Genomic DNA, 23,874 nt, shown 5'->3' with positions numbered 1-23,874 from the left:
CAACAGTTGAACCTCCGAACACGGCGGTCTGAGTCCCACGCGTGCGGGTAAAAGCCTCCAACGTCAGGATGTGAGGCTCAAACGAGATGGTGAAACCGTGGCCCTCGACGCTCCGAGGCCGACACGTCGCAGGCTGCCCGCCCTACGCAGACGCCGAAACGGAAACGGGCAGCCCGCTTTCGAAGGCTGCCCGCATCTTTCCCTGCTTCTCTCTTTCTACTTCGCGACCTGGCTCAAGTGCCCATCGCCGGGTCGGACACGCCGTCCTTGCCCGTTTCCATGCGACCGGCAAAGCGCCGCGTGAAGCCGCCTTGCGGCACCGTCACCGTGAAGTCGTACCAGTTGCCCTGGCGCGCGATCGGCCAGTGCTGGTCGAGCTGCTTGCCGGCCGGAATGTCGAACGTCCACGGGCCGTCGTTGCGGTACGCGTTCGGCTTGACGGTGAAGGTGCAGCCAGCGGTGCCGGTGTTCATCATCGTCACGTAGACCTCGGCGTTGGCCAGGTCGTAGCACACGCGGATTTCGGGCGCGCTCGAACCCGCTGCCGACACGGCGCTCACATCGCCGGAGAACGCGCGGTGGAAGCCGTTCGGGCCGAGCACCCACAGGTCGTACTTGCCCTTGTCGGCGGTGAACACGTCCCAGGTGTCGTCGAGCATCTTGCCGGGCTCGACCGCGTAGCGACGCGGCACGCGGTCCAGATGCAGGCGGTCGTACACGTGGAAGACGGCGGCCGCCGTGCCGGTGTTGCTGAAGATCAGGCGGAGCGCGCGGTTGGTGGCGTCTTCGCGCGCGCTGACGTGCAGCTCGTACGGCAAGGCGCGCGAGGGGCGGGTGCCGGTGGCTTGCGTCGGCATCTGCTGCGCCGTGACGGAGGGCAGCGGCACCTGCGGCTTCAACCCTTGCGCGGTGCGGATCGAGTCGGCGGTTGCCTTGTCGCGGCTGGGCAGCGTCGGCAGCGTTTCGGTGTTCGGGTTGACGAAGTTGAAGGCGCTGGTCAGGTCGCCCAGCACCGCGCGGCGGTATGCGCTGATGTTCGGCTCCTTGACGTTGAAGCGCAGCTCCAGGAAGCGCAGCACCGAGGTGTGGTCGAACGCCTGCGAGTTGACCCAGCCGCCGCGGCTCCACGGTGAAACGATGTACATCGGCACGCGCGGGCCGGGGCCGTAGGGGTGTTGGTCCGTGTGGTATTCGCCGGCCGTGCTCACCGTCGACTTGCCGGCCAGCACGCCGTTGTCGTAGGCCGGGGCTGCGGGCGGCGGCACGTGGTCGAAGAAGCCGTCGTTCTCATCGAAGTTGATGAACAGCACGGTCTTGCTCCACACGGCCGGGTTGGCGGTCAGCGCGTTGAGCACTTCCTGCGTGTACCACGCGCCCTGCACGGGACTCGACGGACCGGGGTGTTCGGAATACGTGGCCGGCGCGACGATCCACGACACCTGCGGCAGCTGGCCGGCGGCGATGTCGTCCTTCAAGGCCTGCAGGAAGCCGCCGTCGGGCATGGTGTTGCCGACGCCCTTGATGAGCGGGCTGACGGTTTCGTCGGCCGGCGTGTACGGCGGGAACGGGCTGCCGTCGGCCAGGTTGCCGCGCGCGGCGTTGGCATCGCGGTAGGCCTTGAAGCCGGCGAGCGGGTTGTCGGTGAAGTTGTCCGGCATGTTCTGGTAGACCTTCCACGACACGCCGGCCGCCTGCAGGCGCTCGGGGTAGGTCGTCCAGTTGTACGTGACGCTGGCGTCGAGGTGGTCGCCGCTGTTGTCGATGACGGGGCCGCCCGCCGCGCCGGTCGGATCGTTCGTGCCTGTCCAGTGAAACAGCCGGTTGGTGTTGGTGCCGCCGTGGAACGAGCAGTGGTACGCATCGCACAGCGTGAAGGCGTTGGCCAGCGCGAACTGGAAGTCCAGCTCGGCCTGCTTGTAATAGCCCATCGACTGCGTCTGCTTGTAGGTCGGCCACTTGCTCATGCGGCCGAGGTCCCACGCGTTCTGCGCATCGGGGTAGCTGTGCGGCGTGCCAGACACGCGCTGCGCGTTGCCGGCGCTGCTGTCGAGGTAGTACGGCAGCACCGTGCGGCTCGGTCCGCTGCTTGGCACGTAGGTCTGCTGCCAGACGTTCAGGCCGCCGGCCAGCAGGATGGGGAAGCGGTCGCCAAAGCCGCGCACACCTTGCAGCGTGCCGAAGTAGTTGTCGAACGAGCGGTTCTCCTGCATCAGGATCACCACGTGTTCAACGTCGCGCATCGTGCCGGTGGCGTTGTTGGCGGGAATGGCCAGCGCGCGGCGGATCGACGGCGGGAAGGCGGCGAGCGCAGCGGCGGAAATCGCCCCCGTGCTGGCCATCTTGAGGAAGTTGCGGCGGCTGCCGTTGTTGGCGTGGTTCGTGTCGGAAGTCATGTCGGTCTCAAACGCAAGTCGATGGGAAGCCGCGCGTTACGGAGCGCAGTGCAGGGTCGGCTTGTTGGCCGGCGGCTGGCCGGGTTGATCGGGCTGAGTGGCGCCGGGGCCAGTGCCGGTACCGGGCGTGCCATCGTTCGAATCGCCGCCGCAGGCCGACAGCGACAAGGTGGCGGCGCACAGCAGCACGGCGGCCAGCCGGTGCGGCCGCGCGAGAGGGTGGATGAAGGGCTTCATGAGCGGTCTCGTTCGGGTTGGGGGAGGGGGTCAGGGGTTCAGCGACGACAGCGGCTGGTGCGAACCGTTGATCGTCTTGAGTTCGTCCAGCGTCAGCCGGCGCGTCCACATGGCGAGGTCGTCGTAGGCCATCACGCCCTTGAGCGAGCCCGGGTTGTTGGGCACGTAGTTGTGCGTGGCGTCGTCGTTCAGGCCCCAGACCTTGGTGGCCAGGCCATTGAGCTTGGTGACGTCAGTGTTGGCGATGGCCTTGTCTTCCACCTTCTGCACGCCCAACACCGGATCAAGGATGTATGCGCTGAACCGCTTGGCCTGCGCGTCGACCGACAGGGCGAGATAGGCCCACTGGTTGGCGCTGAACTTCATGCCCTGGATGTCGTCGCGCTTGCCGCCGCTGCCGAGGTTGAAGCGCACTTCGCAGCCGCCCCACAATCCGATGGCGATGCCCGCATTGGAGCCGGAGTAGTAGTCCTTGTTGGCGAGGATCGGCTCGCCGGTGCCGTTGCCCTGCGTGCAATCCGACTTGAACCAGAAGCCGATGGTGAATTGCGGGCTCTGTGCGATGTCGGCGCCGTTCTGCGTGAGCTTGTAGGCGTCGATGCGCGAATCGACCGAGAGGGCCGTGCCGCCAAACGGATCGGCCGTTGCGGAGCCGCCGTCGGTGCCGGCCACCCACGGGCCGATCGTCGAACTGGCTTTTCGGTCAGTCGGCGGCAGCGGATCAAAGCTGTAGTACGCGGCCAGGCCGTTGGTGAGCGAGGTGGCCAGCGGCGTTGGCGCAACGTAGCTGATCTGCGCGAGCATCGACACCGGCACGTTGTTGCGCACCAGCGTGTAGTTGATGCGGTAGATGCCGCTGGCGGTGGCGATGTTGCTGTCGGTGTACTGCGTGGCCGTGGCGGGCAGCGTGGCAACGGGCTTGCCGTCGCGCAGCACGGTGATCGGCCCGCTGGCTGGGGTCGGGTTTTGCCAGTTCAGCACCAGCGAGGCGTTGTACGCACCCACGGTGCTCTGGATGTTGCGCACCCCGACCGCATTGGCGGTGAGCGCCGTGCCATCCAACTTATGGGTGGTTGCCGGCACGGCGGCGTTCAATTGCGCCAGCACCGTCGGCACGATGTCGGCCTCGCTCGGCAGCGCGGCCAGCGTGGCTTCCGACGTGGGCGCCGCCGTGCCGGTTTTGCCGAGCACCGCGTTGACCGGCTTGTTCAGCGCGATGAAGGCGGTGCGGTTTTCCAGCGTCGGCGCCGACGTGGTGGCGCCCGTGGCGTCCAGGCCGTGGCTGGTGGTGACGACAACGAGCCAGTCTTCGTTCGGGTTGGCGGTGCGGCGCTGGGCGATGGCGGCCTGCAGTGTGCCGAGCGCCTGGTCGAGGTTGGCCAGCGCAGCGGTGTACGCATCGCTTTGCAGGCCGGAAGCCAGCGCGGCGACGGCCGGCGCGGTGTATTGCGCGAAGACGACGTCGTAGCCGGACTGCACAAGCTTCACGCTGTTCTGCGTCACGCAGGTGTCCACCTGGGCGCAGTCGAGCAGCGTATCGAGATTGCCGGCTTGCTGATCCGCCTTGAGCAGCGCGGGCAGTGTGGCCGAGCTGACGGCGGCGCCCAGCCGTTGCGTGGTGCCGGCAGCCTTGGCGGCGCTGCGCGCGTAGCTGAATACGCTTGGGGCGGCCAGGGTGGTGGCGGTGTCGTCCGTCACGCCGTGGCGGTTTTGCCAGGCGCCGGTCAGCACGGTGGCCCAGCTGGGCGTGTCCAGCGGCGGCTGGGCGGTGGTGGTGCCGAGCGTGCCGCCGGTCGATGCCGGCATCACCGCCAACGCACCGAGGTTCGGCAGGCTGCGCTGCAAGAGCGCGCTCTGTACCTGCGCATACGTGGCGCCGTCCACGCCGACCATCAGCACCTTTTTGCTGGCGTTGGTGGATGGCGTGTCGGTGCTGCCCTGGTTGGCGATGGGGCTGCTGTCGCCACCGCCGCATGCGGTCAATGTGGTCGCCAGCGTTGCAGCCACGGTCGTGCTCAGCGCGGCCGTCAGCAGGCGCCGGGCGGGGTGATTCCAAGCCATGTCGATTTCCTCGGTCGTTGTGCGCGGCGCTCGGTGTCTCGCCGCTGTGATTGCGCTCCCTGCAATGCGACCGAAGCGTAGGGTGGAGGCCTGTCGCTCAAGTGACAGCCGCGGCAAGAATGCTGATGCGGCTATTCGGATTTCTTGAGCGGAGGAATGTCGGGGAATGCCCCGGCGCGCGGCACGCATGCACCGGTGCAGTGCGCCGCACACATACCCCTACCGTAGATGAGGTGACGTCTATTGAACTTGTGACGTCGATAGAAAGAATTATTCTGGAGAGACGGTCATTGCGACGCCGCACGCCAGTCCCGCCGACCCTTTGTGCAGACTGGCGTAGCGGGTTTGCGGCACCGCAGTTGCGGGTGAAAAATAGCCATCTGCCCCCACCTGTCAAGTCTAGGCAAATTCGATTGGGCCACTATACTTAGCGTCAATCCCGGAGTTGAGCACTAGATGTAGTGGTCGCTTTCCGGGATTCTTATTTCAGCGCCACGCGGGGGCGGGCGTACGGCAGGTCGAGCCGGCGCTTGGGGGCTGAGGAAAGGCAGGGGTCTTTTCCGTCTCATTTCTCCGCATGGCGCAAGGGTTCGCCAAGGTGTTTCACCCATCGGCGAGCCAATAAAACGAACGGTTCAACAGGAGTCCACATGCAGACGGCCCAACCAGAAATCCACTCCGGCACCGCCAACCCCTCCCAATTTGCGCAAAGCGCTGGCGGCACGGCCGCTGCCCCCAGCACTGGCTACGCGGACTACAAGATCATTCGCCGCAACGGCGCCGTGGTGAGCTTCGAGCCTTCGAAGATCGCCGTGGCCATGACCAAGGCTTTCCTCGCCGTGAATGGCGGGCAGGGTGCTGCTTCCGCGCGTGTGCGCGAGCTGGTTGACCAACAAACGCAGAACGTCGTGCGCGCACTGCTGCGCAGCCGCCCGAACGGCGGCACGTTCCATATCGAAGACGTGCAGGACCAGGTGGAACTGGCCCTGATGCGTTCGGGCGAGCACGACGTGGCCCGCGCCTACGTGCTGTACCGCGAGCGCCGCGCCCAGGAGCGCGCACAAGCCGGTGAAACCCAGCAGCAGCCGGCCTTCATCGGCCTGAACGTGACCGACGGCGGCATCACCCGCCCGCTGGACATGGCAGCGCTGCGCAACGTGATCGTCTCGGCCTGCGAAGGTCTGGGCGACGCGGTGGATCCGGAGCCGATCCTCAAGGAAACGGTCAAGAACCTGTATGAAGGCGTGCCGATGACGCAGGTGTACGACTCGGCCATCCTGGCCTCCCGTACCCTGATCGAAAAGGACCCGGCGTACAGCCAAGTCACGGCGCGCATCCTGCTGCACACGATCCGTCGCGAAATCCTCGGCGAAGAAGTCACGCAAGCGGAAATGAGCACGCGCTACGTCGACTACTTCCCGCAGTTCATCAAGCGCGGCATCAACGCCGAGCTGCTCGATGACAAGCTGGCCCAGTTCGACCTGGCCAAGCTGGGCGCGGCGCTGGATGCCTCGCGCGACTTCCAGTTCAACTACCTCGGCCTGCAGACGCTGTACGACCGCTACTTCCTGCACATCAACGAAACCCGCATCGAGATGCCGCAGGCGTTCTTCATGCGTGTGGCGATGGGCCTGGCGCTGAACGAAATCGACCGCGAAGCCCGCGCCATCGAGTTCTACCAGCTGCTGTCGTCGTTCGACTTCATGTCGAGCACGCCGACGCTGTTCAACTCGGGCACGCGCCGCTCGCAACTGTCGTCGTGCTACCTGACCACCGTGTCGGATGACCTGGACGGCATTTACGAAGCGCTGAAGGAAAACGCGCTGCTCTCCAAGTTTGCCGGCGGCCTGGGCAACGACTGGACCAACGTGCGCGCACTCGGCTCGCACATCAAGGGCACGAACGGCAAGTCGCAAGGCGTGGTGCCGTTCCTGAAGGTCGTCAACGACACGGCCGTGGCCGTGAACCAGGGCGGCAAGCGCAAGGGCGCCGTCTGCGCGTACCTGGAAACCTGGCACCTGGACATCGAAGAATTCCTGGAGCTGCGCAAGAACACCGGCGACGACCGCCGCCGCACGCACGACATGAACACGGCCAACTGGATTCCGGACCTGTTCATGAAGCGCGTGATGGAAGGTGGCGAGTGGACGCTGTTCTCGCCGTCCACCTGCCCGGACCTGCACGACAAGGTCGGCAAGGCATTCGAGCAGGCCTATCTGGCCTACGAAGACAAGGTCGCGCGCGGCGAGATCAAGCTCTTCAAGAAAATGCCGGCGCTGCAACTGTGGCGCAAGATGCTGGGCATGCTGTTCGAAACCGGCCACCCGTGGATCACGTTCAAGGACCCGTGCAACATCCGCAGCCCGCAGCAGCACGTGGGCGTGGTGCACAGCTCCAACCTGTGCACGGAAATCACGCTGAATACCAACGACAGCGAAATCGCCGTGTGCAACCTCGGTTCGGTCAACCTGGTCGCTCACCTGGTCAAGCAGGCCGACGGCAGCGTGGTGCTCGATCACGAGAAGCTGAAGAAGACCGTGCGCACCGCCATGCGCATGCTCGACAACGTGATCGACATCAACTACTACGCGGTCAAGAAGGCACGGGACTCGAACCTGCGCCACCGTCCGGTCGGCATGGGCATCATGGGCTTCCAGGACGCGCTGCACGTGTTGCGTGTGCCGTACGCCAGCGAGGCAGCGGTGCAGTTTGCCGACACGTCGATGGAAGCCGTGTGCTACTACGCCTACTGGGCGTCGACCGAGCTGGCCGAAGAGCGTGGCCGCTACAGCAGCTACAAGGGCTCGCTGTGGGATCGCGGCATCCTGCCGCAAGACTCGCTCAAGCTGCTGGCCGAAGAGCGCGGCGGCTACCTCGAAGCTGACATGTCGTCGACGATGGACTGGGACAGCCTGCGCGGCCGCATCAAGCAGTACGGCATGCGCAACTCGAACTGCGTGGCGATCGCCCCGACGGCAACGATCTCCAACATCATCGGCGTGTCCGCTTGCATCGAGCCGACGTACCAGAACCTGTACGTCAAGTCGAACCTGTCGGGCGAGTTCACGGTGGTCAACGACTACCTGGTGCGCGACCTGAAGGCACGCGGCCTGTGGGACGAAGTGATGGTCGCCGACCTGAAGTACTTCGACGGCTCGCTGGCCCGCATCGACCGCATCCCGCAAGACCTGCGCGACCTGTACGCAACGGCCTTCGAGGTGGAACCGCAATGGCTGGTGGAAGCTGCATCGCGCCGCCAGAAGTGGATCGACCAGGCGCAGTCGCTGAACATCTACATGGCCGGCGCGTCGGGCAAGAAGCTGGACGACACGTACAAGCTGGCGTGGCTGCGTGGCCTGAAGACCACGTATTACCTGCGCACGATCGGCGCCACGCACGTCGAGAAGTCGACCGTGTCGCGCGGCACGCTCAATGCGGTGTCGTCGGGTAGCGATGTGGGCGGTGTGTCGGCTGCGGGTGCGTCCGGCGTGACATCGGCTGCGCCGACCAGCGCGCTGGATGCCGCCGCCGCCACTGCCCAGGCGATGCCGGAAGCCGAGGGCGCCGTGTGCACGATGCGCCCGGGCGACCCCGGTTTCGAGGAATGCGAAGCCTGCCAATAAGTCAAAACAGTGTCTGAGGTTGCTCCCGCGCAAGCGGGGGCGCCGTGATCTGCACGACACTGGGCTCGCGCTCCGAAAGAGCGGGAGCGACGCGCAAAGAATTAGGAGAAACACATATGCTGAGCTGGGACGACGACGTCAAACCTGCCGCACAACCGCAAGCTGCACCGCAGCCCGCGTATCAACCGCAGCCGCAACTGCAAACAGCCACCGCCGACCAGGGCGGCGTGCTGCCCCGTCGGCCACGCAGGCCGCGGGCACGGGCATCCTGGGCAACAATCCGAATGCCGCTGCCGCACAGAGCAACCGCCGGGTGAATGCCGCCGACAAGCGCGTCATCAATGGCGCCACCGACGTCAACCAGCTGGTGCCGTTCAAGTACAAGTGGGCCTGGGAAAAGTACCTCGCCGGCTGCGCGAACCACTGGATGCCGCAGGAAATCAACATGTCGCGCGACATCGCCCTGTGGAAAGACCCGAACGGTCTGACCGAAGACGAGCGCCGCATCATCAAGCGCAACCTGGGCTTTTTCGTGACGGCCGACTCGCTGGCCGCCAACAACATCGTGCTGGGCACGTACCGCCAGATCACCGCGCCGGAATGCCGCCAGTACCTGCTGCGCCAGGCGTTTGAAGAGGCGATCCACACGCACGCGTACCAGTACATCGTTGAATCGCTGGGCCTGAACGAGGCCGAGATCTTCAACGCGTACCACGAAGTGCAGTCGATCCGTGACAAGGACGAGTTCCTGATCCCGTTCATCGACACGCTGACCGATCCGTCGTTCAAGACCGGCACGCCCGAGAACGACCAGAAGCTGCTGAAGTCGCTCATCGTCTTCGCCTGCATCATGGAAGGCCTGTTCTTCTACGTCGGCTTCACGCAGATCCTGGCGATGGGCCGTCAGAACAAGATGACCGGCGCTGCCGAGCAGTACCAGTACATCCTGCGCGACGAGTCGCTGCACTGCAATTTCGGTATCGACCTGATCAACCAGATCAAGCTGGAGAACCCGCACCTGTGGACGGCCGAGTTCAAGGCCGAGATCACGGAGCTGTTCAAGAAGGCCGTCGACCTGGAATACCGCTACGCAGAAGACACCATGCCGCGCGGCGTGCTGGGCCTGAACGCACCGATGTTCAAGGGCTACCTGCGCTTCATCTGCAACCGCCGCTGCCAGCAGATCGGCCTGGACGCGCTGTTCCCGAACGAAGAAAACCCGTTCCCGTGGATGAGCGAGATGATCGACCTGAAGAAGGAGCGCAACTTCTTCGAGACGCGCGTGATCGAGTACCAGACCGGCGGCGCGCTGTCCTGGGAGTGATCTGAGCTAGCCGCTCGACACTCGTTCGACCCGGCATCAACGTAGACAGGCGACGCACCACGCGTCGCCTGTTTGCGTTTTGGGGCGATCGATTCACGTGCGTGCGATTGCGCCGCGCCTGTCAGCCATGGCAGGCTGCGGCAATCACTGCACCGGATCCCGCCATGACGGTCGAAGCCTTCTTCTCGCAGACCTACGATGAAGCCCGCGGCAAGTTCCTCGCTGCTGCGCAGGCCCGGAGGCTCCGCATCGAGCGCCATCTGCATCCGGATGCGGTCGGGCCGTCCGGCGAGCAGCTTTCCATCGACACCGCGTTGTTTGCCCCGGCGCAGGCTGAAGCGCTGCTGATCGTCACCTCCGGCGTCCATGGCGTGGAAGGGTTCTGCGGCTCCGGCTGCCAGACCGGCTTGCTGCAAGACGACGAGCTCTTCGCGCGGCTGGCGGCCGGCAAGGTCGCGCTGGTGCTGGTGCACGCGGTCAATCCGTACGGGTTTGCGCACCTGCGGCGCGTGAATGAAGACAACGTTGACCTGAACCGCAACAGCGTCGACTTTGCGGAGGCCGCTTCCGCCAATCCGGCCTACCTTGAAGTCGATCCGCTCCTGCTGCCGCACACGTGGCCGCCCAGCCAGGCCGACCAGGCTGCGCTGCAGCACTACATGGTCACCCGCGGCGAAAAAGCCCTGCAGGACGCCGCAACGAGCGGCCAATACCGCGTGCCGGACGGCATGTTCTACGGCGGCAGCGCGCCGTGCTGGAGCACGCTGCAGATGCGCGGGATCGTGTCGCGGCATGCGGCAGCCATGTCGCAGCTGGTGTGGATCGATCTGCATACCGGGCTCGGCCACTACGGCCACGGCGAGAAGATCTTCAACAGCCCAGATCCCGCCGAACTTGAGCGCGCCATGCGCACGTGGGGCGCCGATGTCCGGCCGATTGCCGCCGCCGGTTCGGTCTCTTCGGTGGTCAAGGGCGATCTGGTCGGCATCGCCTACGAGCTGCTGCCCGGCATCGAGAAGACCTGCGTCACGCTGGAGTTCGGCACGCTCGCGCCGCTGGCGGTGCTGCAGGCGCTACGTGCCGACCATTGGCTGTATCGCCATCCGGAGCAGGGCGCCGCGCAGCGGGCAGGCATCCGCCAGGCGCTACGTGATGCGTTCTATTGCGACGTGCCGGAATGGAAGGGCATGGTCTACGCGCAGACGCGCATGGCTGTATTGCAAGCCGTGGCGCGGTTTCCCGGCTAGCTTTGGACGGGCTTGGGCGCGCGCACCGTCAGCGCGCAGCCTGCTGACGCAGCGATGATGGCCAGGATCGCCACCCACTGGCGCCCGGTCAGCTGCTCCTGCAGCACGATCGCCCCGGCCAACGCGCCGATGGCGGGCTCGAGGCTCAGCAGCACGGAAAACGTCTTGCCCGGCAGATGCTTGAGCGCCACCATTTCGAGCGAATACGGGATCGCGCTCGACAGCAGCCCGATGCCCAGTCCCGCCAGAATGAGCGAGGGCGAGAACAGCGCCCACCCGGCCTGCGCCACGCCAAACGGAATCGCAAACAGCGCACCGACCACCATGCCGATCGACGTCGCCTGGCCCGCATGCAGGCCGCCGAGGTTCTTGCCGGTGAGGATGTAGAGCGCCCAGCACACGCCGGCGGCCAGCGCATAAACCGCGCCCAGGTGGTCAACCTGCCCGACCGACTTGTCGGCCACCGTCAGCATCAGCAAGCCGACCACCGCCAGCCCGATCCACACGAAATCCAGCGCGCGGCGCGACAGCAGCACGGCCAGCACAAGCGGCCCCGTGAATTCGATGGCGATTGCAATGCCGATCGGCAAGCGCTGCAGCGACAGGTAGAACAGCAGGTTCATGCTCGCCAGCGTGACGCCGTACAGCGCGATGCGGCCGGCATCGGCGCGGCTCAGGTGCAGGCGCCACGGCCGCCAGAACGCCAGCAGGATCACCGCGCCGATCGTCACCCGATACGTGACCGTGCCCGCGGCGCCCAGCACCGGAAACAGCGTCTTGGCAAACGAGTTGCCGAGGCACACCGAGGCCATCGAACCCATCAGCGCAAGGATGGGCATCCAGGGGGAGGTCGTCGTCGTGGAAGTGGCGGAGGCGGAAGCAGCGGAAGACATGAGCGACAGCGGAGGCGCGGCAGAGAACGCCACAGCATAGCCGTGCACCGCCGAGAAATCGTTGCGTTCTCGGCGGCGCGGGCGTCGCTTTTTATCGAATTGGCAGCCTTACAGGGCGGCTGCGCTGGGGCGAATCACGTCGATCAGCAACACGCGCTGGCCTTCGCGTTCGCCGTCGGGGCGCGGGGTCACACCGCGCTGCGGGCGGGGGCGGCGAGCGGCGCCGGGTCTTCGGCGCTCATGCCGAAGACGGCCAGCCTGGACGCCGCAATACGCTGCAGCGTGCCGCGCACGCCGGGCACGTCGAGGTCTTCGGGGTCGAAGCCGGTGGTGGCCGTCCAGTCGTCGCGGGCGATGTCCTGCAGGCCGTTGGCCATCTCGAATTGCAGCGACGCGCCAAAGCCCTTCTGCAGCGAGTGCGAGCCGAGCAGGTATTCCGCCGTCAGGAAGCCGCGCAGCCGCGTCCAGAACGCCAGCGAACTGATGTTGCCGCTCTTGAGCGCGTGGCTCGGGGCGACTTCCCAGCTGTGGTCGAGCAGCTTGTTGATGAGGCGGCCCCAGGTCGGCACGTCGGTGCCGGCGGAGCAATCCTCGCCGGGGCCTTCCGGGCGCGCGAGCTGGCGCAGCAGGCCGGTGAATGAACCCGAAGTGGGCGCGCCGCCGGCGTGCGGGCCGGAGGGCCAGCGCCATTGCAGCGGCGAAGCCGGCCGGGCGCCGGGCCATTGCGCATGCTGCTGCAGGCCCGTGCAGGGTGTCAGGTAGCGCCACTGGCGCTGGTCGCGGCCCACGCGGCGCAGCGGGTCCAGCTCGGCGGACAGGTCGAACTTGCCCAGGAAGGTGGCGTTGCGCGACTTGATCGGCGAGCGCGCATAGACGTTGAAGTCGGGCCAGCCTTCGTACAGGTTGATCTGCGGCAGCGGGTGGTGTTTGTCGAGCGCATCGCCGGGCTGGTCGATGCGGCGGCTGGTGAGAAACAGCGCCCGGCAATCGAGGGTCGGGACCGCGCCGCGCAGGCGCAGCAGCACGAGCAGGTCGCCGAATTCCGCCGGGCGGGCTTCGGCGCGGGCCGGATAGGCGTGCGGCTGTTCTTCGGGCCAGAAGGTGGTCAGGCGCAGGGCCGAGCCCGGGAACGCACTGCGCAGTCCTTGCCGGAGCAGGCGCAGGCCGTCTGCGTGGCGCAGGATGCGCAGGACGGAAAGATCGTCGCGCAAGACGGCGTCGGGGTGAGGCGCGCGGCCGCCGTGCTCTGCGGCCAGCGCAAAGCGCCACAGCGCGGTGTCGCTGGCCAGATCTTGTGCAGCGACATCGCGCACGGCACTGGAGCGGCCGCCGGACATCGGCTCATGGGCGTCGCCGGCAGTGTCTCCTGCTGCGGCATAGGCGCTGGTGGTCGACCCGGCAATCGCGCCAAAAGGGCCCCTGAATGGCGGCCGGTTGCGCTCGGGCATGGCTATTCCAACATGGTTTTATCGATTCTCTGGCGCGCAGCATAGCACCATGCGACACACCAGAGAACGGCGCGGCGTCCCTCCCCTCGTTGGGGAATAGGACGTGAAATCTCGGCGATCAGGCGGTGCGGAACGACGCCACAGCGTCGCGCAGCACCTGTGCCTGTTCTTCCAGCGACAGTGCAGCCGCGGCAGCCTGCTCGACCAGCGCGGCGTTCTGCTGCGTCACCTCGTCCATCTGGTTCACGGCCTGGTTGACCTGCTCGATGCCGGAGCTTTGCTCTTCGGAGGCCGAGCTGATCTCACCCATGATGTCGGTCACGCGCTTGACCGCGACTACCACCTCGTCGATCACGCTGCCCGCTTCGGCCACCAATGTGGTGCCGTTTTCCACGCGGCCCACCGAATCGCCGATGAGTTCCTTGATCTCCTTGGCCCCCGCCGAGCGTTGCGCCAGGTTGCGCACTTCGCCGGCCACCACGGCAAAGCCGCGGCCCTGTTCGCCGGCACGCGCCGCTTCAACTGCGGCGTTGAGGGCGAGGATGTTCGTCTGGAAAGCGATGCCTTCGATCACGCCGATGATGTCCGCAATCTTCTTGCTGCTTTCGTTGATGCCCGCCATGGTGTCGATCACCCGGCCGACCACCTCGCCGCCCTTGGCAGCAATGTCCGACGCGCTGACGGCGAGCGTGCTCGCCTGGCGCGCGTTGTCGGCGTTCTGGCGCACGATGCTCGTCAGCTCTTCCATGCTCGAAGCGGTTTCTTCCAGCGAGGAAGCCTGCTCTTCCGTGCGTTGCGACAGATCGGCATTGCCGGCGGCGATCTGCTTGGTGGCACTCGCAATCGAGTCCGCCGATGTCTTGATATGACCGATGGTGCCGGTCAGTTGCTGCTGCATCTGCGCCATGGCGACCAGCATGCTGTCGCGGTCGCCGGGGCGGGTCTGGACCTGCACGGCCAGGTCGCCGCCGGCAATGCGGCGTGCGACCTCGGTGGCGTAGCTCGGTTCGCCGCCCAGCCCGCGCTGCACGTTGCGGATGATGATCGACATGGCCAGCGACACCGCGCCGCCCACCAGCAGAATGACGATCAGGTTGGCGAAGAGCGAATGGCGATACGCCGCATCCACTTCCTGCAGGAAGACGGCGCTGGAGAGGTTCCAGTCCCACGGCGCAAAGTGCTTCACGTAGCCGATCTTCGGCAATGCGGTCTCGCTGCCGGGCAGGCGACCCTGGTATTCGGCAAAGCCGAAGCCCTTGTCTTTGGCGGCATTGACGATGGTGGGGTAGACCAGTTTGCCGGTCGGGTCCTTGAAGCCCGCGGTGCTCTTGCCGACCATGTCCGCCAGCGTCGGGTGCATCAGCAGGATGAACTGCGAATCGACCACGAACAGGTAGCCGGTGGTGCCAAAGCGCATCGAGGCGAGCGTCGACAGCGCGGCTTTCTTGGCGTCGGCTTCGCTCATGGCGCCTGATTGCGCGCGGCCGTGATACAGCTTGGCGATGCCCTCGGCGGCGTCCACCAGGTTCTGCAGGCCGACCTTGCGTTCGTCGAGCATGGTCGCGCGTGTCTCCATCGCGCTCCAGATGCCGACGCCGATCAGTCCCAGCCACATGACGGCCAGCGCCAGGCGCAGCTTTGCTTTGAGTGTCCACTGTCGCATGTCGCGTTTTCTCCACTTATTGTTTGACGACTCCGCAACGGTGTAACGGCGATGGAGTGGTCTTCTTTAATGGAGATGCCGGGCGCGCAGTGTGCGGATTTCCGCAAAGAAGGCGCCGGCTTGCACCGGCGCCCGAAGAGACGGCGTCCCACCCACAAGGAGGGCGCCGCCGCGCGTTGGAGGTCTGCTGGGTTTCGCTATCGGCGGGCGATCATTGCTCGCGAATCCAGGTCTGCGTACGGCCCAGCAGGCTGATGCCCAGGAAGCCGCGCACATTCAGTTTCTGACCGTCTTCCGACAGCGACATCTTGGCGCTGTAGACCTTGCCGTTTTCCGGGTCCAGGATCTGGCCGCCATCCCAGTTGTTGTTCCCGTTCGCTTTCAGACCGGTCAGGATCGTCAGGCCCTTGATCGGCTGGTCCTTGCGGTCGTCCGTGCACTTGGTGCAGGTCTTGTTCTCATCGCCGGGCACCAGGATCTTGGTGACCTTGCCCGTGAACGTGCCGCCGTTGTCGACGATCGTCACTTCGCCTTTCTGTTTGCCCGTGTTGTCGTCGATGGTCTTCCAGGTGCCGGCGGGAGTGGCTTGCGCGAAGGCGCTGCCAGCTGCCACTGCGAGGGCCAGTGCGCCAGCCAGGCGCGCGAGAGCGTGGGGGGTATGTTGCATCGTGGAGTCTCCTTGTTGTCAGTCAAAAGAATCGGTGAGGGCAGATCGATGATGTCGGCGCAGGGATCAATGCGCGCTCAACGCACCGGTCAGGGGTGACAGCGGATTGCTGCCGGAGCCGCCGGCGGCGTTCGTGACGCCACCCAGCGCATTCGTAATCGGGGCGAGGGGTTGCCGCTGCCGGCTGCGCCGCTCAGTGCGCTCGTGACCGGGGCCAGCGGATTGCTGCCACCGCCCACGCCGCCGCCGAGCGCGCTCGTGATCGGCGCCAACGGATTCGTCGAGCCGCCGCCGCTGCCGCCATTGACCAGGCCGCCGGCACTCGCCACCGTGCCGCCGACGGCGCCGACCACACCGCCCAGGTCAGCCGCGACGGGGTTGCCGCCGGCCGCGCCGACTTGCGCGCCCGCGCTCTGCAGGCCGCCGCCAACCGTATTCAGCGCACCGGCCAACGGGCCGCCGAGCATCGTCGCGCTGCCGACCGTCTGCGTGCCCTTCACGAGCTGCGACGACAGCGGCACGATCGCGTTGCTGGTCTGCTGCGTGATCTGCTGCACCGGGCCGCTCGACGTGCCAATCGTGACGAGCCCGCCGGCACCCTGCATCACCTGACCCAGCGCAGACACACCGCTGCCCACCGGCGACGTCACCGGATTCAGCGGCGCCAGCGGCTGCCGGCGGCACCCAGATCCGAGACGGTCTGCCCTGCGTTGCCGACCGTCACCCCGGCGGAGCGGATCACGTCACCCGAGCTTTGCACCGTGGTGCCGACCGGGTCGGGCGTCGAGCCGATCTTGCCGAGCCCGTTGCTGATGCCGCCGCCCAATGTCTGGACCGTGTTGCCGGCGGAGGTGACCGTTGCACCCAGATCCTTCTGCGCCGCCGTGCCGCCGATGACGGGCACCGACGCCGTGCCGATCGTCGTACCAAGGTCGCTGACGGTTTTGCCCGTCTGCGTGACGACGTTGCCGCTGCTGCTGGCGACGTTGCCGACCGGCACCGCGCCCGGATCGTTGTTGGCCGTCGACGACGGTGTCGTATCGCCGTTCGGATTGCCGCCCGAAGCGCAGCCGGCCAGCGTCAGCACGGTCACTGCAGCGGCTGCCAGCAGCGTGCGCGACGCCGAAACGGCGGACGACGAAGCCGAAGAAGAAGTGTGGAGCGGGTTCTGAATCTTCATGGTGAGTCTCCTTGTAAGCGCGGCCCGTACCGCGTGTCACCGCCGGGTCAGAAGAACGCGCATCTGGCGTCCAGCGGGTAGCATCCGCCTGCGTTTGCTGTCGAATGCAAAGAAAGTTCTACAGAGCGGTGATCAGTGATGCACGCCGGATGTCACACCCGACAGCACACCGCCAACCAACCCGCCCACCGTTGCGCCGGCGCTGCCCAATCCGCCGAGCGGACCCGTTGCGGCCGTACCACCACTGCCGACTGCGCCGATCGAGCCGAGCGTACTGACACCAGGCAAGCCCGCCGTCAGCGAACCGATTGCCGACGTAACCGGCGCCAGCGCACCGCCGAGCGCGCCGGTCAACGCACCACCCGGCGCACCGCCTGCTGAGGACGGCGCCGCCGGCGCGGCGATCGTCGACAACCCGCTGGTGAGCGAGCCGAGTGCGCTGACTGTGTTGCCCAACGTTGACACCAGCGCATCGCCCTTGCCGGCCGTCGTGATCGTGCTGCCTTCGCTGCCGAGCGCACTGCCCAGCGTCGACAACACGTTGCTCACCGGTGCACCGAGGCCAGTGGCCGCACCCAGCGTTTGCGTGGTCGAAGTCAGCGTGCTGGTGAGCGGCACGATGGCGCTGATGGTCGTGGTCGTCAGCTGCTCGACGGGGCCGGTCAGCGTCGCGATGGGTGTGCTGCCGGTCGATCCGGTGCTACCCGTTGCATTGCCGCTGTCGTTGTTCGACCACGTGGGCGAGGTCGATGCCGCAATCGCCGGCTTGGACTGCGAATCGCTGCCGCCGCCCAGCGACGTACCCATGTCGCCGCTGCCCGAATTCGCGCAACCGGCCAACATGGCGAGCGATGCTGTCGCCAGCATGCACTGCAGGAACAGTCCGCACTTCGGCGGATTCGATTTCGACAAGAACGCTTGGTCGCGCATCTTGTGCCTCCACTACTCAGAACAGAACGCTTGTTGAACCCCTTCTGTCTTGCGCTCTTTGCTCGTCGGGTTTGTCGTCGTCAGCCATGTGGGGTTGGCGACGACCTCCCTGTCTTCTCGTGCCACGCGCAGGCCCGTGCCACACCGCGCGATCGATGCCGTGCTGATGTGGTGAGCGGATCGTGAAGTGAAACCGAATGACATGACAATCAGCGCCAACCTGACACCCGGATTTGCGGTTGCAGCAATTTGCGAACTCGATTTCGAATAAAACGCTACAGCAAGCCATTCTTAGGGCGATAAGGTTGCAGCAAAAATGGCCCGCGGATTGCCGTAGAACAATTCTTCTATCGTCGCAAAACAGCGTCGTTTCAAACGCAGTTGCGTAAAGTTTTCAGCGGTTGCTGAGCAGGGTTTTCCCGCGATCGGCGATCGGTCGAGCGTCGCGCGGGGCGCTGTCGAAGTCGTTCGCGCAGTCGGGCATCGTCGCGATCCGATGTCCGCGTCCGATGCATCGACATCCATCGCGCATGCGCGGATGCGAGTCGCGCTCATGCAGGCATCGATGCTTCGGTCCCATCGCAACCACCTCGCGCATCGGATGCGCGGCACGCGATTTGCGGCATGTGCATGCACGCTGTTGGTCGCCGCAATCGCATCGACTTCGCGCAGTGCGCGTCGACGGCGTTCGAGATGCAGATCAGCGTCGTCGTCGACACGCTCAACACGTCGATAGACGCGCGTCGATCGCTTCGATTGCGTGCGTATCGACGTGTCGAGCGCGAAAAATTCGCGCGCGTTGTCGCATCTACGCATCGTTTTTTTCGACGCGCATCGCGCAGCTCGCACGTCGTCGCGCACGACGGTGTCGAATGCGCGCGAGGCGCGTGCGCGAGTTGATGATGCACACGCGCACAACATCGCGTGTTGCTGTAAACCGGCATGAACACTGGGTTTGCGGGACACGTGTGTCAACGTGGAGCAACGCCGCAACGTGATGTCACGACGCAAGAAAATGCGCATTCGCGACAGCGATCTGCGCGCATGCGCGATGCGAATCGCAGCGACGCACAGACGCAGCGCAATCCTTCACCAAAACTCACCGCGCTTTTTGCATAAATCTCTTAACATCACCGCGCAAACGAATTATGATTCGCCTTGACAAGACGTTGACTTCGATGCAAGGGACCTTCGCGCGATCAACGACGATGAAGTTCCAAGCGGCAAGTGAAAGGTAGTCGAGGAGCGTAACCACTTTGATGCACGCCACGCCGACAGGGCTGTTTGAACTCGGTGCCGTCTCTGCGATCCCCCGTCGGGATGGGCGTACTACCCCCAAAAGAAAACGCGCGCTCTCCAGTTTTTCGCTGTCCGCGAAGTCACGCTGCAAGCGGCTTTGCGGTCTACGCAGCGATTCGCGCAAGATCAGATTTCGACCGGTGTGGCCACGATGCCCCGGTCCTCTCAATTGATGAAGACTCGCCGGATGCATTCTGTCCGGCCGACTGCGGCTGCGCTCGTGCGCGCGACCGGGGCGTGCAACTTGCTGCGTGTGTTCGCCGCGCAAGTCGCAGATCTTCCTACCGAATTCATTAGCGTGCGACTGCCGTTTGGTGGCGCGCCGATGAATCGCTCGCTCGGTTGGTCTGGCGGTGCCAATGCATCGTGGGATCGGGCCGGTCGGGTTGCTCAATCTCGATAGTTCGATACCCAATCTTGAAGGAGTTTCCCATGGCAACTGCTGCTAAGAAGAAACCGGCCGCCAAGGCCCCGGCCAAGAAGGCCGCTGCAAAGAAGGCTCCGGCCGCCAAGAAGGCTGCTGCAAAGAAGGCTGCTCCGGCCGCTAAGAAGGCCCCGGCCAAGAAGGTTGCAGCTAAGAAGGTCGCTGCCAAGAAGGCACCCGCCAAGAAGGCCGCAGTGAAGAAAGTTGCAGCCAAGAAGGCTCCGGCCAAGAAAGCTGCAGTGAAGAAGGTTGCAGCCAAGAAGGCCCCGGCCAAGAAGGCCGCAGTGAAGAAGGTTGCAGCCAAGAAGGCTCCGGCCAAGAAAGCCGCAGTGAAGAAGGTTGCAGCCAAGAAGGCTCCGGCTGCCAAGAAGGCTGCCGCCAAGCCTGCTGCGAAGAAGGCTGCTGCGAAGAAGGCCCCGGCTGCCAAGAAGGCTGCCGCCAAGCCTGCTGCGAAGAAGGCTCCGGCCAAGAAGGCTGTCGCCAAGCCCGCTGCTGCTCCGGCCGCTGCACCTGCTGCACCCGCTGCCAAGACCGCGCTGAACCCGGCTGCGGCATGGCCGTTCCCGACCGGCAACCGTCCGTAAGTCATTCTGACGACGGTGATCCTCCGGGACCACAGCGGCGCGCAGGTCGCGCCCACCTGATCGGATACTGCGTATCCGGTCCGCAAGGCCTTGGTGTCTTGCACCGCCCGCCGATCGGCTCACGCCCCGGCGGGCTTTTCTTGCCCGCGCGTTTCGCATACGTTCCTCGCGAGCAAAAAAACCGCATCGGCGCGATGCCGATGCGGTGTTTCCGATGAATCTCTCGGCGTATCAGCCGAGCGCAATCGATCAGTGCGTGACGCGCGTCACGCCGCCCGATGACAGCAGGCGCACGCGCTCGCCAGGGCGGAACGCCTCGTCCGCGTCTTGCGTGATGGCGCGGTACTCGCCGTTGTCGAGCTTGACGGTGATTTCCAGGCCAGGCCGCTTGTTCATCTGACCTTCGAGCGCGCTGCCTGCGACGCCGCCGAGAATCGCACCGAGCACACCCGCCGCCACCGAGCCGTTGCCGCGCCCGATGGCTGCAGCCGAACCGATGCCGCCGATTGCGCCGCCGGCAATGGTGCCAACGCCGGTCTGCTCACGATCGATCACGACATTGCGCACGGAATCTACCGTACCGAAGCGCACGGTCTGCTCGCGCTGCGCCTGCCCCGAGGTGTAGGCGCTGTTGGAGTTGGTGCCCATGGCGCAGCCTTGCAGGCCAAGGGCGGCGACCAGCAGAGTCGCGGCGCCGATGCGATAGATGGGTTTCATGTTCGTTCCTTATTGATACCGATACCCGAAAGCGGATTCAAAGCGTCGCGCAATCTCGTCGACGGGCAGGCCGTGATTCTGCGGGCCTTGGCAAGCGATCTTGAGTGAGCCCATCAGGCTGGCGAGGCGGCCGGTGGTATCCCAGTCCAGGCCGTTCTCGATGCCGTAGAGCAGGCCGCCGCGGAAGGCGTCGCCGCATCCGGTTGGGTCGACCACACGTTCGGCCGGCACGACCGGAATAGTGTACTGCTTGCCGCCGGCGTAAATCTCCGCCCCTTCTTCCCCGCGCGTGACGATGTAAGCCTCGACGCGCTGCGCAAGTTCTGCCGCACTGTAGCCCGTGCGTGACAGCATGACCTGCGCTTCGTAGTCATTGACCACCACGTAGCTGGCGAGTTCAACGAAGTGGCGGAGGTCGGCGCCGTCAAACAGCGGCATTGCCTGGCCCAAATCGAAGATGAAAGGCACGCCCGATTCGGCAAATTGGGTGGCGTGGTGCAGCTTCGCGGCTGTCGGGGCCCACGAGGCCGAGCCGGGCCGGCAGCGCATTCTTGACCGAATTGATGCTCGAATGGCTCATCGCGCCTGGGTGGAAGGCGGTGATCTGGTTGTTGTCGCGGTCGGTCGTGATCATCGCTTGCGCGGTGAACGTGTCCGGCACCTCCGTGATATGCGCCGTCGAGATGCCGAGCTTTTTCAGGTAGTCCAGGTAGGGGCCTGCGTCCTGGCCGACCGTGCCCATGATGATGGGCTCGCCGCCGAGCATCTTCAGCGTGTAAGCGATGTTGCCTGCGCAGCCACCGAACTCCCGGCGCATGGTCGGCACCAGAAAGGAGACGTTCAGGATGTGGATCTTGTCGGGCAGGATGTGTTCGCGGAAGTGTCCGTCGAACGTCATGATGGTGTCGTAGGCAACCGAGCCGCAGATCACGCTGGCCATATTGAAGCACTCCAGATATGACACGGCCGCCCAGTGGACGGCCGTGTGATGAACGAGAGACCGGAAGTCGGTCTCGATGCAGTCAGTTCAGCTTACTTCAGCGCAGCCAGGGCCGCGTCGTAGTTCGGCTCGTCCTTGATCTCGGGCACGAGTTGCGAGTACAGGACGGTGTCGTTGGCGTCGAGCACGACCACGGCGCGGGCGGTCACGCCAGCCAGCGGGCCCGACGTGATGTCGACGCCGTAGGCTTGCTTGAAACCCTTGTCGCGGAAGGTCGACAGCGGCTTCACATTCGCGATGCCTTCGGTGGTGCAGAAGCGGCCGGCTGCGAACGGCAGGTCGGCGGAGATGGATAGCACGACCGTGTTGTCCAGCTTGGCGGCGGCTTCGTTGAACTTGCGCGTGGAGGTGGCGCACACCGGGGTGTCCAGGCTCGGCACGATGTTCAGAACCTTGCGCTTGCCGGCAAAGTCGGCGAGCGAGACGTCCTTCAGGTCTGCGCCGACCAGCGTGAATGCGGGGGCCTTCGAGCCTGCGGTCGGGAATTGGCCGCCGACTTCGATCGGGTTGCCGCCAAGGGTCACGTTTGCCATGGTGTTACTCCTTCCTTTGATGCGTGTTGGGGAAAAGCCGCTAACAAGACTCTCCTGGCTTCTGCGTCGGCACGCCGGGCCGGCAGGTTCTTGTTAGCGGCTCTAAGCCAGGGGTGAAAATTCAGGGGTAAAAATCAGGACCCGGTAATTGGCCGTCGGGCGCTGGGACTGGAATCGTACCCGAATCGGTAGTTCGGCGCGGGCGGGCAGCCCTGACTTGCTGTATGCACTGTCGCTCGGGTTGAGGTAGTCGCTGGGCAGCAGCGCGCGGCGCGAGAGCAGCTGGTCCTGCAGATCGGTCGTGACCAGTTCGATGGCAGGCAAGGCGATGGGGCCGCCGGCGCGGTTGCGCAGCGTCGCGGTCAGCACGTACTGGTCGGACGCGTCGCCTTCCTGCCGCTGCAGTTGCGACGATTCGATCTGGAGCGCATCGAGGTCGCGCGGCGGCGCAATCGTGCAATGCAACGGCTGGCACAGCGCTTCCAACATCGGGCGTGTGGAGGGCGCACGTCGCGCGATCTCGGCGCGAGCGAGGAAGAGCAGTTGCGCCACCGCCAGCACTGTCAGCAAACCAATCGCGACGCGGGCGAGGGCACGGCGTCCGGTCGTTTGCGCGCCTGCTCGCGGGCCTGTGCGGCACGCAGAAAATCCAGCGTCGCGGCAGAGACACCGTGATTCGGCCCACGCACCTTGCGCGGACGCGGCGCGCCAGTCAGCGTGCGCTGCGGCGTCGGGCCGGTCGGCTCGGATTGCGCGCGGCGTGCGTGTCCATGGCGGCGCCGCACCGGCGCAAAAGCGTGTGCGGATCGGTTTCGTGGCGCATCCAGACCGAATCGTGTTTCTCGATCTCGGGCTTCGGAGATGCGACGGCTGCCGGCGCAGGCACTGTTCCCAGAGGAGCTGCTGTGGGCGCGAGGGCCGGTTCCACCGGCAAGTCTGCCGACGGCTGCTTGGGGACAGCCGCCGCGAACGCGTCTTCCTCGTCGTCCAGGTCGCGGATGGGCGGTAGGCCGTGGAACGGATCGGCGGGCGGCGCGGATGGTTCTGGCGCTTGTGTTTGCTGCGCTGGTTCAGCCGCGGGATCGGCGGCGTGCTCGATCGGCGCTTCGTCTGGTAGTGGACGCGTGTCGGGTGCGGTCGATTGCACGTCGGGCGCCGGTGTTGCACCTTCAACTTCGCCCAGATGAACTTCCGCGATGCCTTCATCGGGAACGTCTTCTTCCCAGATCAGCGTCATGCCGAAGCCGTGGTCGTCCTCTGCAGCGGGAGGTGCTGCGGGCGCTTCGGGTTCAGGGGCGACGGGCGGCGCAAGTGGCGCTACGCGAGCGGCGGGTTCGGGCGATTGCGGAGGCTGCGATGCTTCGGGGGCCGGCGCCGCAGGCGTGGCTATGGCGCCCAATTCGATCAGATGATTGCGGCCATCGAAGACGTGATTGCAGCGCCCACAACGGACGAGACCGCCGCGCAGACGAAGCTGATCGGCGACAACGCGGAATGCGGTTTGACAGTTGGGACAGCGGGCCGCCAAACGTGGCGCAGCTTGTGGCGCAGTTGCCATGCGGGACGAGGAGAAAAAGCCGACCGCGCGAGTATTGCAGACAGCGGCGCCAGCGTCGACCTTTGCAGGCGACACCGGCGCGCGATGCCGTGA

16 protein-coding genes and 4 pseudogenes are annotated in these 23,874 nt (G+C 65.5%); 5 read left to right on the top strand and 15 right to left on the bottom strand.

Features of this window, described 5'->3' with window-relative positions; genetic code table 11:
- Window positions 1–233: 233 nt before the first annotated feature.
- The 3 genes from OWR21_RS07395 to OWR21_RS07385 are packed head-to-tail and all read right to left on the bottom strand — an operon-like array spanning window position 234 to window position 4,691.
- Window positions 234–2,393 carry a phosphocholine-specific phospholipase C gene (locus OWR21_RS07395; protein WP_332394896.1) on the bottom strand — a complete coding sequence of 720 codons (2,160 nt, stop codon included), beginning with the start codon at window positions 2,391–2,393 and terminating at the stop codon, window positions 234–236.
- A 36-nt stretch (window positions 2,394–2,429) separates the two neighbouring features.
- Window positions 2,430–2,630, bottom strand: coding sequence for a hypothetical protein (locus OWR21_RS07390; protein ID WP_316865430.1), 201 nt, complete (start codon window positions 2,628–2,630; stop codon window positions 2,430–2,432).
- A 30-nt stretch (window positions 2,631–2,660) separates the two neighbouring features.
- Entirely contained in the window at window positions 2,661–4,691 is a 2,031-nt protein-coding gene (locus tag OWR21_RS07385) for an alkaline phosphatase family protein (RefSeq protein WP_332394895.1), read from the bottom strand.
- Between the two features lie 650 nt (window positions 4,692–5,341).
- On the opposite strand from OWR21_RS07385, the gene OWR21_RS07380 reads away from it, so the two are divergent.
- From OWR21_RS07380 to OWR21_RS07370, 3 genes are all read left to right on the top strand, one after another.
- Window positions 5,342–8,314, top strand: a complete 2,973-nt coding sequence (locus tag OWR21_RS07380; RefSeq protein ID WP_147213783.1) for a ribonucleoside-diphosphate reductase subunit alpha — start codon at window positions 5,342–5,344, stop codon at window positions 8,312–8,314.
- Window positions 8,315–8,579: 265 nt separating this feature from the next.
- Complete coding sequence (locus OWR21_RS07375) at window positions 8,580–9,638, top strand: ribonucleotide-diphosphate reductase subunit beta (RefSeq protein WP_442968608.1); 1,059 nt, start codon at window positions 8,580–8,582, stop codon at window positions 9,636–9,638.
- Window positions 9,639–9,802: 164 nt separating this feature from the next.
- Window positions 9,803–10,885, top strand: a complete 1,083-nt coding sequence (locus OWR21_RS07370) for a M14 family metallopeptidase (protein WP_332394894.1) — start codon at window positions 9,803–9,805, stop codon at window positions 10,883–10,885.
- Here the strand turns inward: OWR21_RS07370 and OWR21_RS07365 are convergent.
- From OWR21_RS07365 to OWR21_RS07330, 8 genes and pseudogenes are all read right to left on the bottom strand, one after another.
- Window positions 10,882–11,778: an EamA family transporter gene (locus tag OWR21_RS07365; protein ID WP_442968607.1), complete on the bottom strand. Its 897-nt coding sequence runs from the start codon at window positions 11,776–11,778 to the stop codon at window positions 10,882–10,884. The two genes, OWR21_RS07370 and OWR21_RS07365, sit on opposite strands and share 4 nt — an antisense overlap.
- 108 nt (window positions 11,779–11,886) lie before the next feature.
- Window positions 11,887–13,226, bottom strand: a pseudogene (locus OWR21_RS07360) (peroxidase).
- A 118-nt stretch (window positions 13,227–13,344) separates the two neighbouring features.
- Window positions 13,345–14,889 carry a methyl-accepting chemotaxis protein gene (locus OWR21_RS07355; protein WP_332394892.1) on the bottom strand — a complete coding sequence of 515 codons (1,545 nt, stop codon included), beginning with the start codon at window positions 14,887–14,889 and terminating at the stop codon, window positions 13,345–13,347.
- Between the two features lie 211 nt (window positions 14,890–15,100).
- Window positions 15,101–15,556 carry a DUF2147 domain-containing protein gene (locus tag OWR21_RS07350; protein WP_147213757.1) on the bottom strand — a complete coding sequence of 152 codons (456 nt, stop codon included), beginning with the start codon at window positions 15,554–15,556 and terminating at the stop codon, window positions 15,101–15,103.
- Between the two features lie 66 nt (window positions 15,557–15,622).
- Window positions 15,623–16,736, bottom strand: a pseudogene (locus OWR21_RS07345) (collagen-like triple helix repeat-containing protein).
- Window positions 16,737–16,868: 132 nt separating this feature from the next.
- Window positions 16,869–17,666: a collagen-like triple helix repeat-containing protein gene (locus OWR21_RS07340; protein ID WP_332394891.1), complete on the bottom strand. Its 798-nt coding sequence runs from the start codon at window positions 17,664–17,666 to the stop codon at window positions 16,869–16,871.
- A 291-nt stretch (window positions 17,667–17,957) separates the two neighbouring features.
- Window positions 17,958–18,689 (bottom strand): hypothetical protein, encoded by a 732-nt coding sequence (locus OWR21_RS07335; protein WP_332394890.1) that lies wholly within the window; start codon window positions 18,687–18,689, stop codon window positions 17,958–17,960.
- 76 nt (window positions 18,690–18,765) lie between these two features.
- Window positions 18,766–19,089, bottom strand: a complete 324-nt coding sequence (locus tag OWR21_RS07330) for a hypothetical protein (protein ID WP_332394889.1) — start codon at window positions 19,087–19,089, stop codon at window positions 18,766–18,768.
- A 308-nt stretch (window positions 19,090–19,397) separates the two neighbouring features.
- On the opposite strand from OWR21_RS07330, the gene OWR21_RS07325 reads away from it, so the two are divergent.
- Entirely contained in the window at window positions 19,398–19,973 is a 576-nt protein-coding gene (locus OWR21_RS07325; RefSeq protein WP_004632965.1) for a histone H1-like DNA-binding protein, read from the top strand.
- Window positions 19,974–20,222: 249 nt separating this feature from the next.
- On the opposite strand, the gene OWR21_RS07320 is transcribed toward OWR21_RS07325, so the two are convergent.
- From OWR21_RS07320 to OWR21_RS07305, 4 genes and pseudogenes are all read right to left on the bottom strand, one after another.
- On the bottom strand, window positions 20,223–20,690 hold the full coding sequence (locus OWR21_RS07320; protein WP_009241557.1) for a membrane protein: 468 nt from the start codon (window positions 20,688–20,690) through the stop codon (window positions 20,223–20,225).
- A 9-nt stretch (window positions 20,691–20,699) separates the two neighbouring features.
- Window positions 20,700–21,630 (bottom strand): annotated as a pseudogene (locus OWR21_RS07315) (carbohydrate kinase family protein).
- Window positions 21,631–21,722: 92 nt separating this feature from the next.
- Window positions 21,723–22,223, bottom strand: coding sequence for a thiol peroxidase (gene tpx / locus OWR21_RS07310; RefSeq protein ID WP_027680357.1), 501 nt, complete (start codon window positions 22,221–22,223; stop codon window positions 21,723–21,725).
- Between the two features lie 102 nt (window positions 22,224–22,325).
- Window positions 22,326–23,751: pseudogene (locus OWR21_RS07305) on the bottom strand (DUF3426 domain-containing protein).
- Between OWR21_RS07305 and OWR21_RS07300 the strand changes: the two are divergent.
- Complete coding sequence (locus tag OWR21_RS07300) at window positions 23,632–23,874, top strand: hypothetical protein (RefSeq protein ID WP_332394909.1); 243 nt, start codon at window positions 23,632–23,634, stop codon at window positions 23,872–23,874. The pseudogene OWR21_RS07305 and the gene OWR21_RS07300 overlap by 120 nt on opposite strands.

The organism is Ralstonia sp. 1B3, assembly GCF_036631435.1.
The sequence above is the reverse complement of the archived record's forward strand: the minus strand, read 5'-3'. Positions and strand labels throughout refer to the sequence as shown.

What these genes read in the sequence shown, in the direction of transcription:
- OWR21_RS07395 (WP_332394896.1), bottom strand. Translation starts at nt 2,393, where the DNA reads ATGACTTCCGACACGAACCACGCCAACAACGGCAGCCGCCGCAACTTC.
- OWR21_RS07390 (WP_316865430.1), bottom strand. Translation starts at nt 2,630, where the DNA reads ATGAAGCCCTTCATCCACCCTCTCGCGCGGCCGCACCGGCTGGCCGCC.
- OWR21_RS07385 (WP_332394895.1), bottom strand. Translation starts at nt 4,691, where the DNA reads ATGGCTTGGAATCACCCCGCCCGGCGCCTGCTGACGGCCGCGCTGAGC.
- OWR21_RS07380 (WP_147213783.1), top strand. Translation starts at nt 5,342, where the DNA reads ATGCAGACGGCCCAACCAGAAATCCACTCCGGCACCGCCAACCCCTCC.
- OWR21_RS07370 (WP_332394894.1), top strand. Translation starts at nt 9,803, where the DNA reads ATGACGGTCGAAGCCTTCTTCTCGCAGACCTACGATGAAGCCCGCGGC.
- OWR21_RS07365 (WP_442968607.1), bottom strand. Translation starts at nt 11,778, where the DNA reads ATGTCTTCCGCTGCTTCCGCCTCCGCCACTTCCACGACGACGACCTCC.
- OWR21_RS07355 (WP_332394892.1), bottom strand. Translation starts at nt 14,889, where the DNA reads ATGCGACAGTGGACACTCAAAGCAAAGCTGCGCCTGGCGCTGGCCGTC.
- OWR21_RS07350 (WP_147213757.1), bottom strand. Translation starts at nt 15,556, where the DNA reads ATGCAACATACCCCCCACGCTCTCGCGCGCCTGGCTGGCGCACTGGCC.
- OWR21_RS07340 (WP_332394891.1), bottom strand. Translation starts at nt 17,666, where the DNA reads ATGCGCGACCAAGCGTTCTTGTCGAAATCGAATCCGCCGAAGTGCGGA.
- OWR21_RS07335 (WP_332394890.1), bottom strand. Translation starts at nt 18,689, where the DNA reads ATGCGCATTTTCTTGCGTCGTGACATCACGTTGCGGCGTTGCTCCACG.
- OWR21_RS07325 (WP_004632965.1), top strand. Translation starts at nt 19,398, where the DNA reads ATGGCAACTGCTGCTAAGAAGAAACCGGCCGCCAAGGCCCCGGCCAAG.
- OWR21_RS07320 (WP_009241557.1), bottom strand. Translation starts at nt 20,690, where the DNA reads ATGAAACCCATCTATCGCATCGGCGCCGCGACTCTGCTGGTCGCCGCC.
- tpx (WP_027680357.1), bottom strand. Translation starts at nt 22,223, where the DNA reads ATGGCAAACGTGACCCTTGGCGGCAACCCGATCGAAGTCGGCGGCCAA.
- OWR21_RS07300 (WP_332394909.1), top strand. Translation starts at nt 23,632, where the DNA reads ATGATTGCGGCCATCGAAGACGTGATTGCAGCGCCCACAACGGACGAG.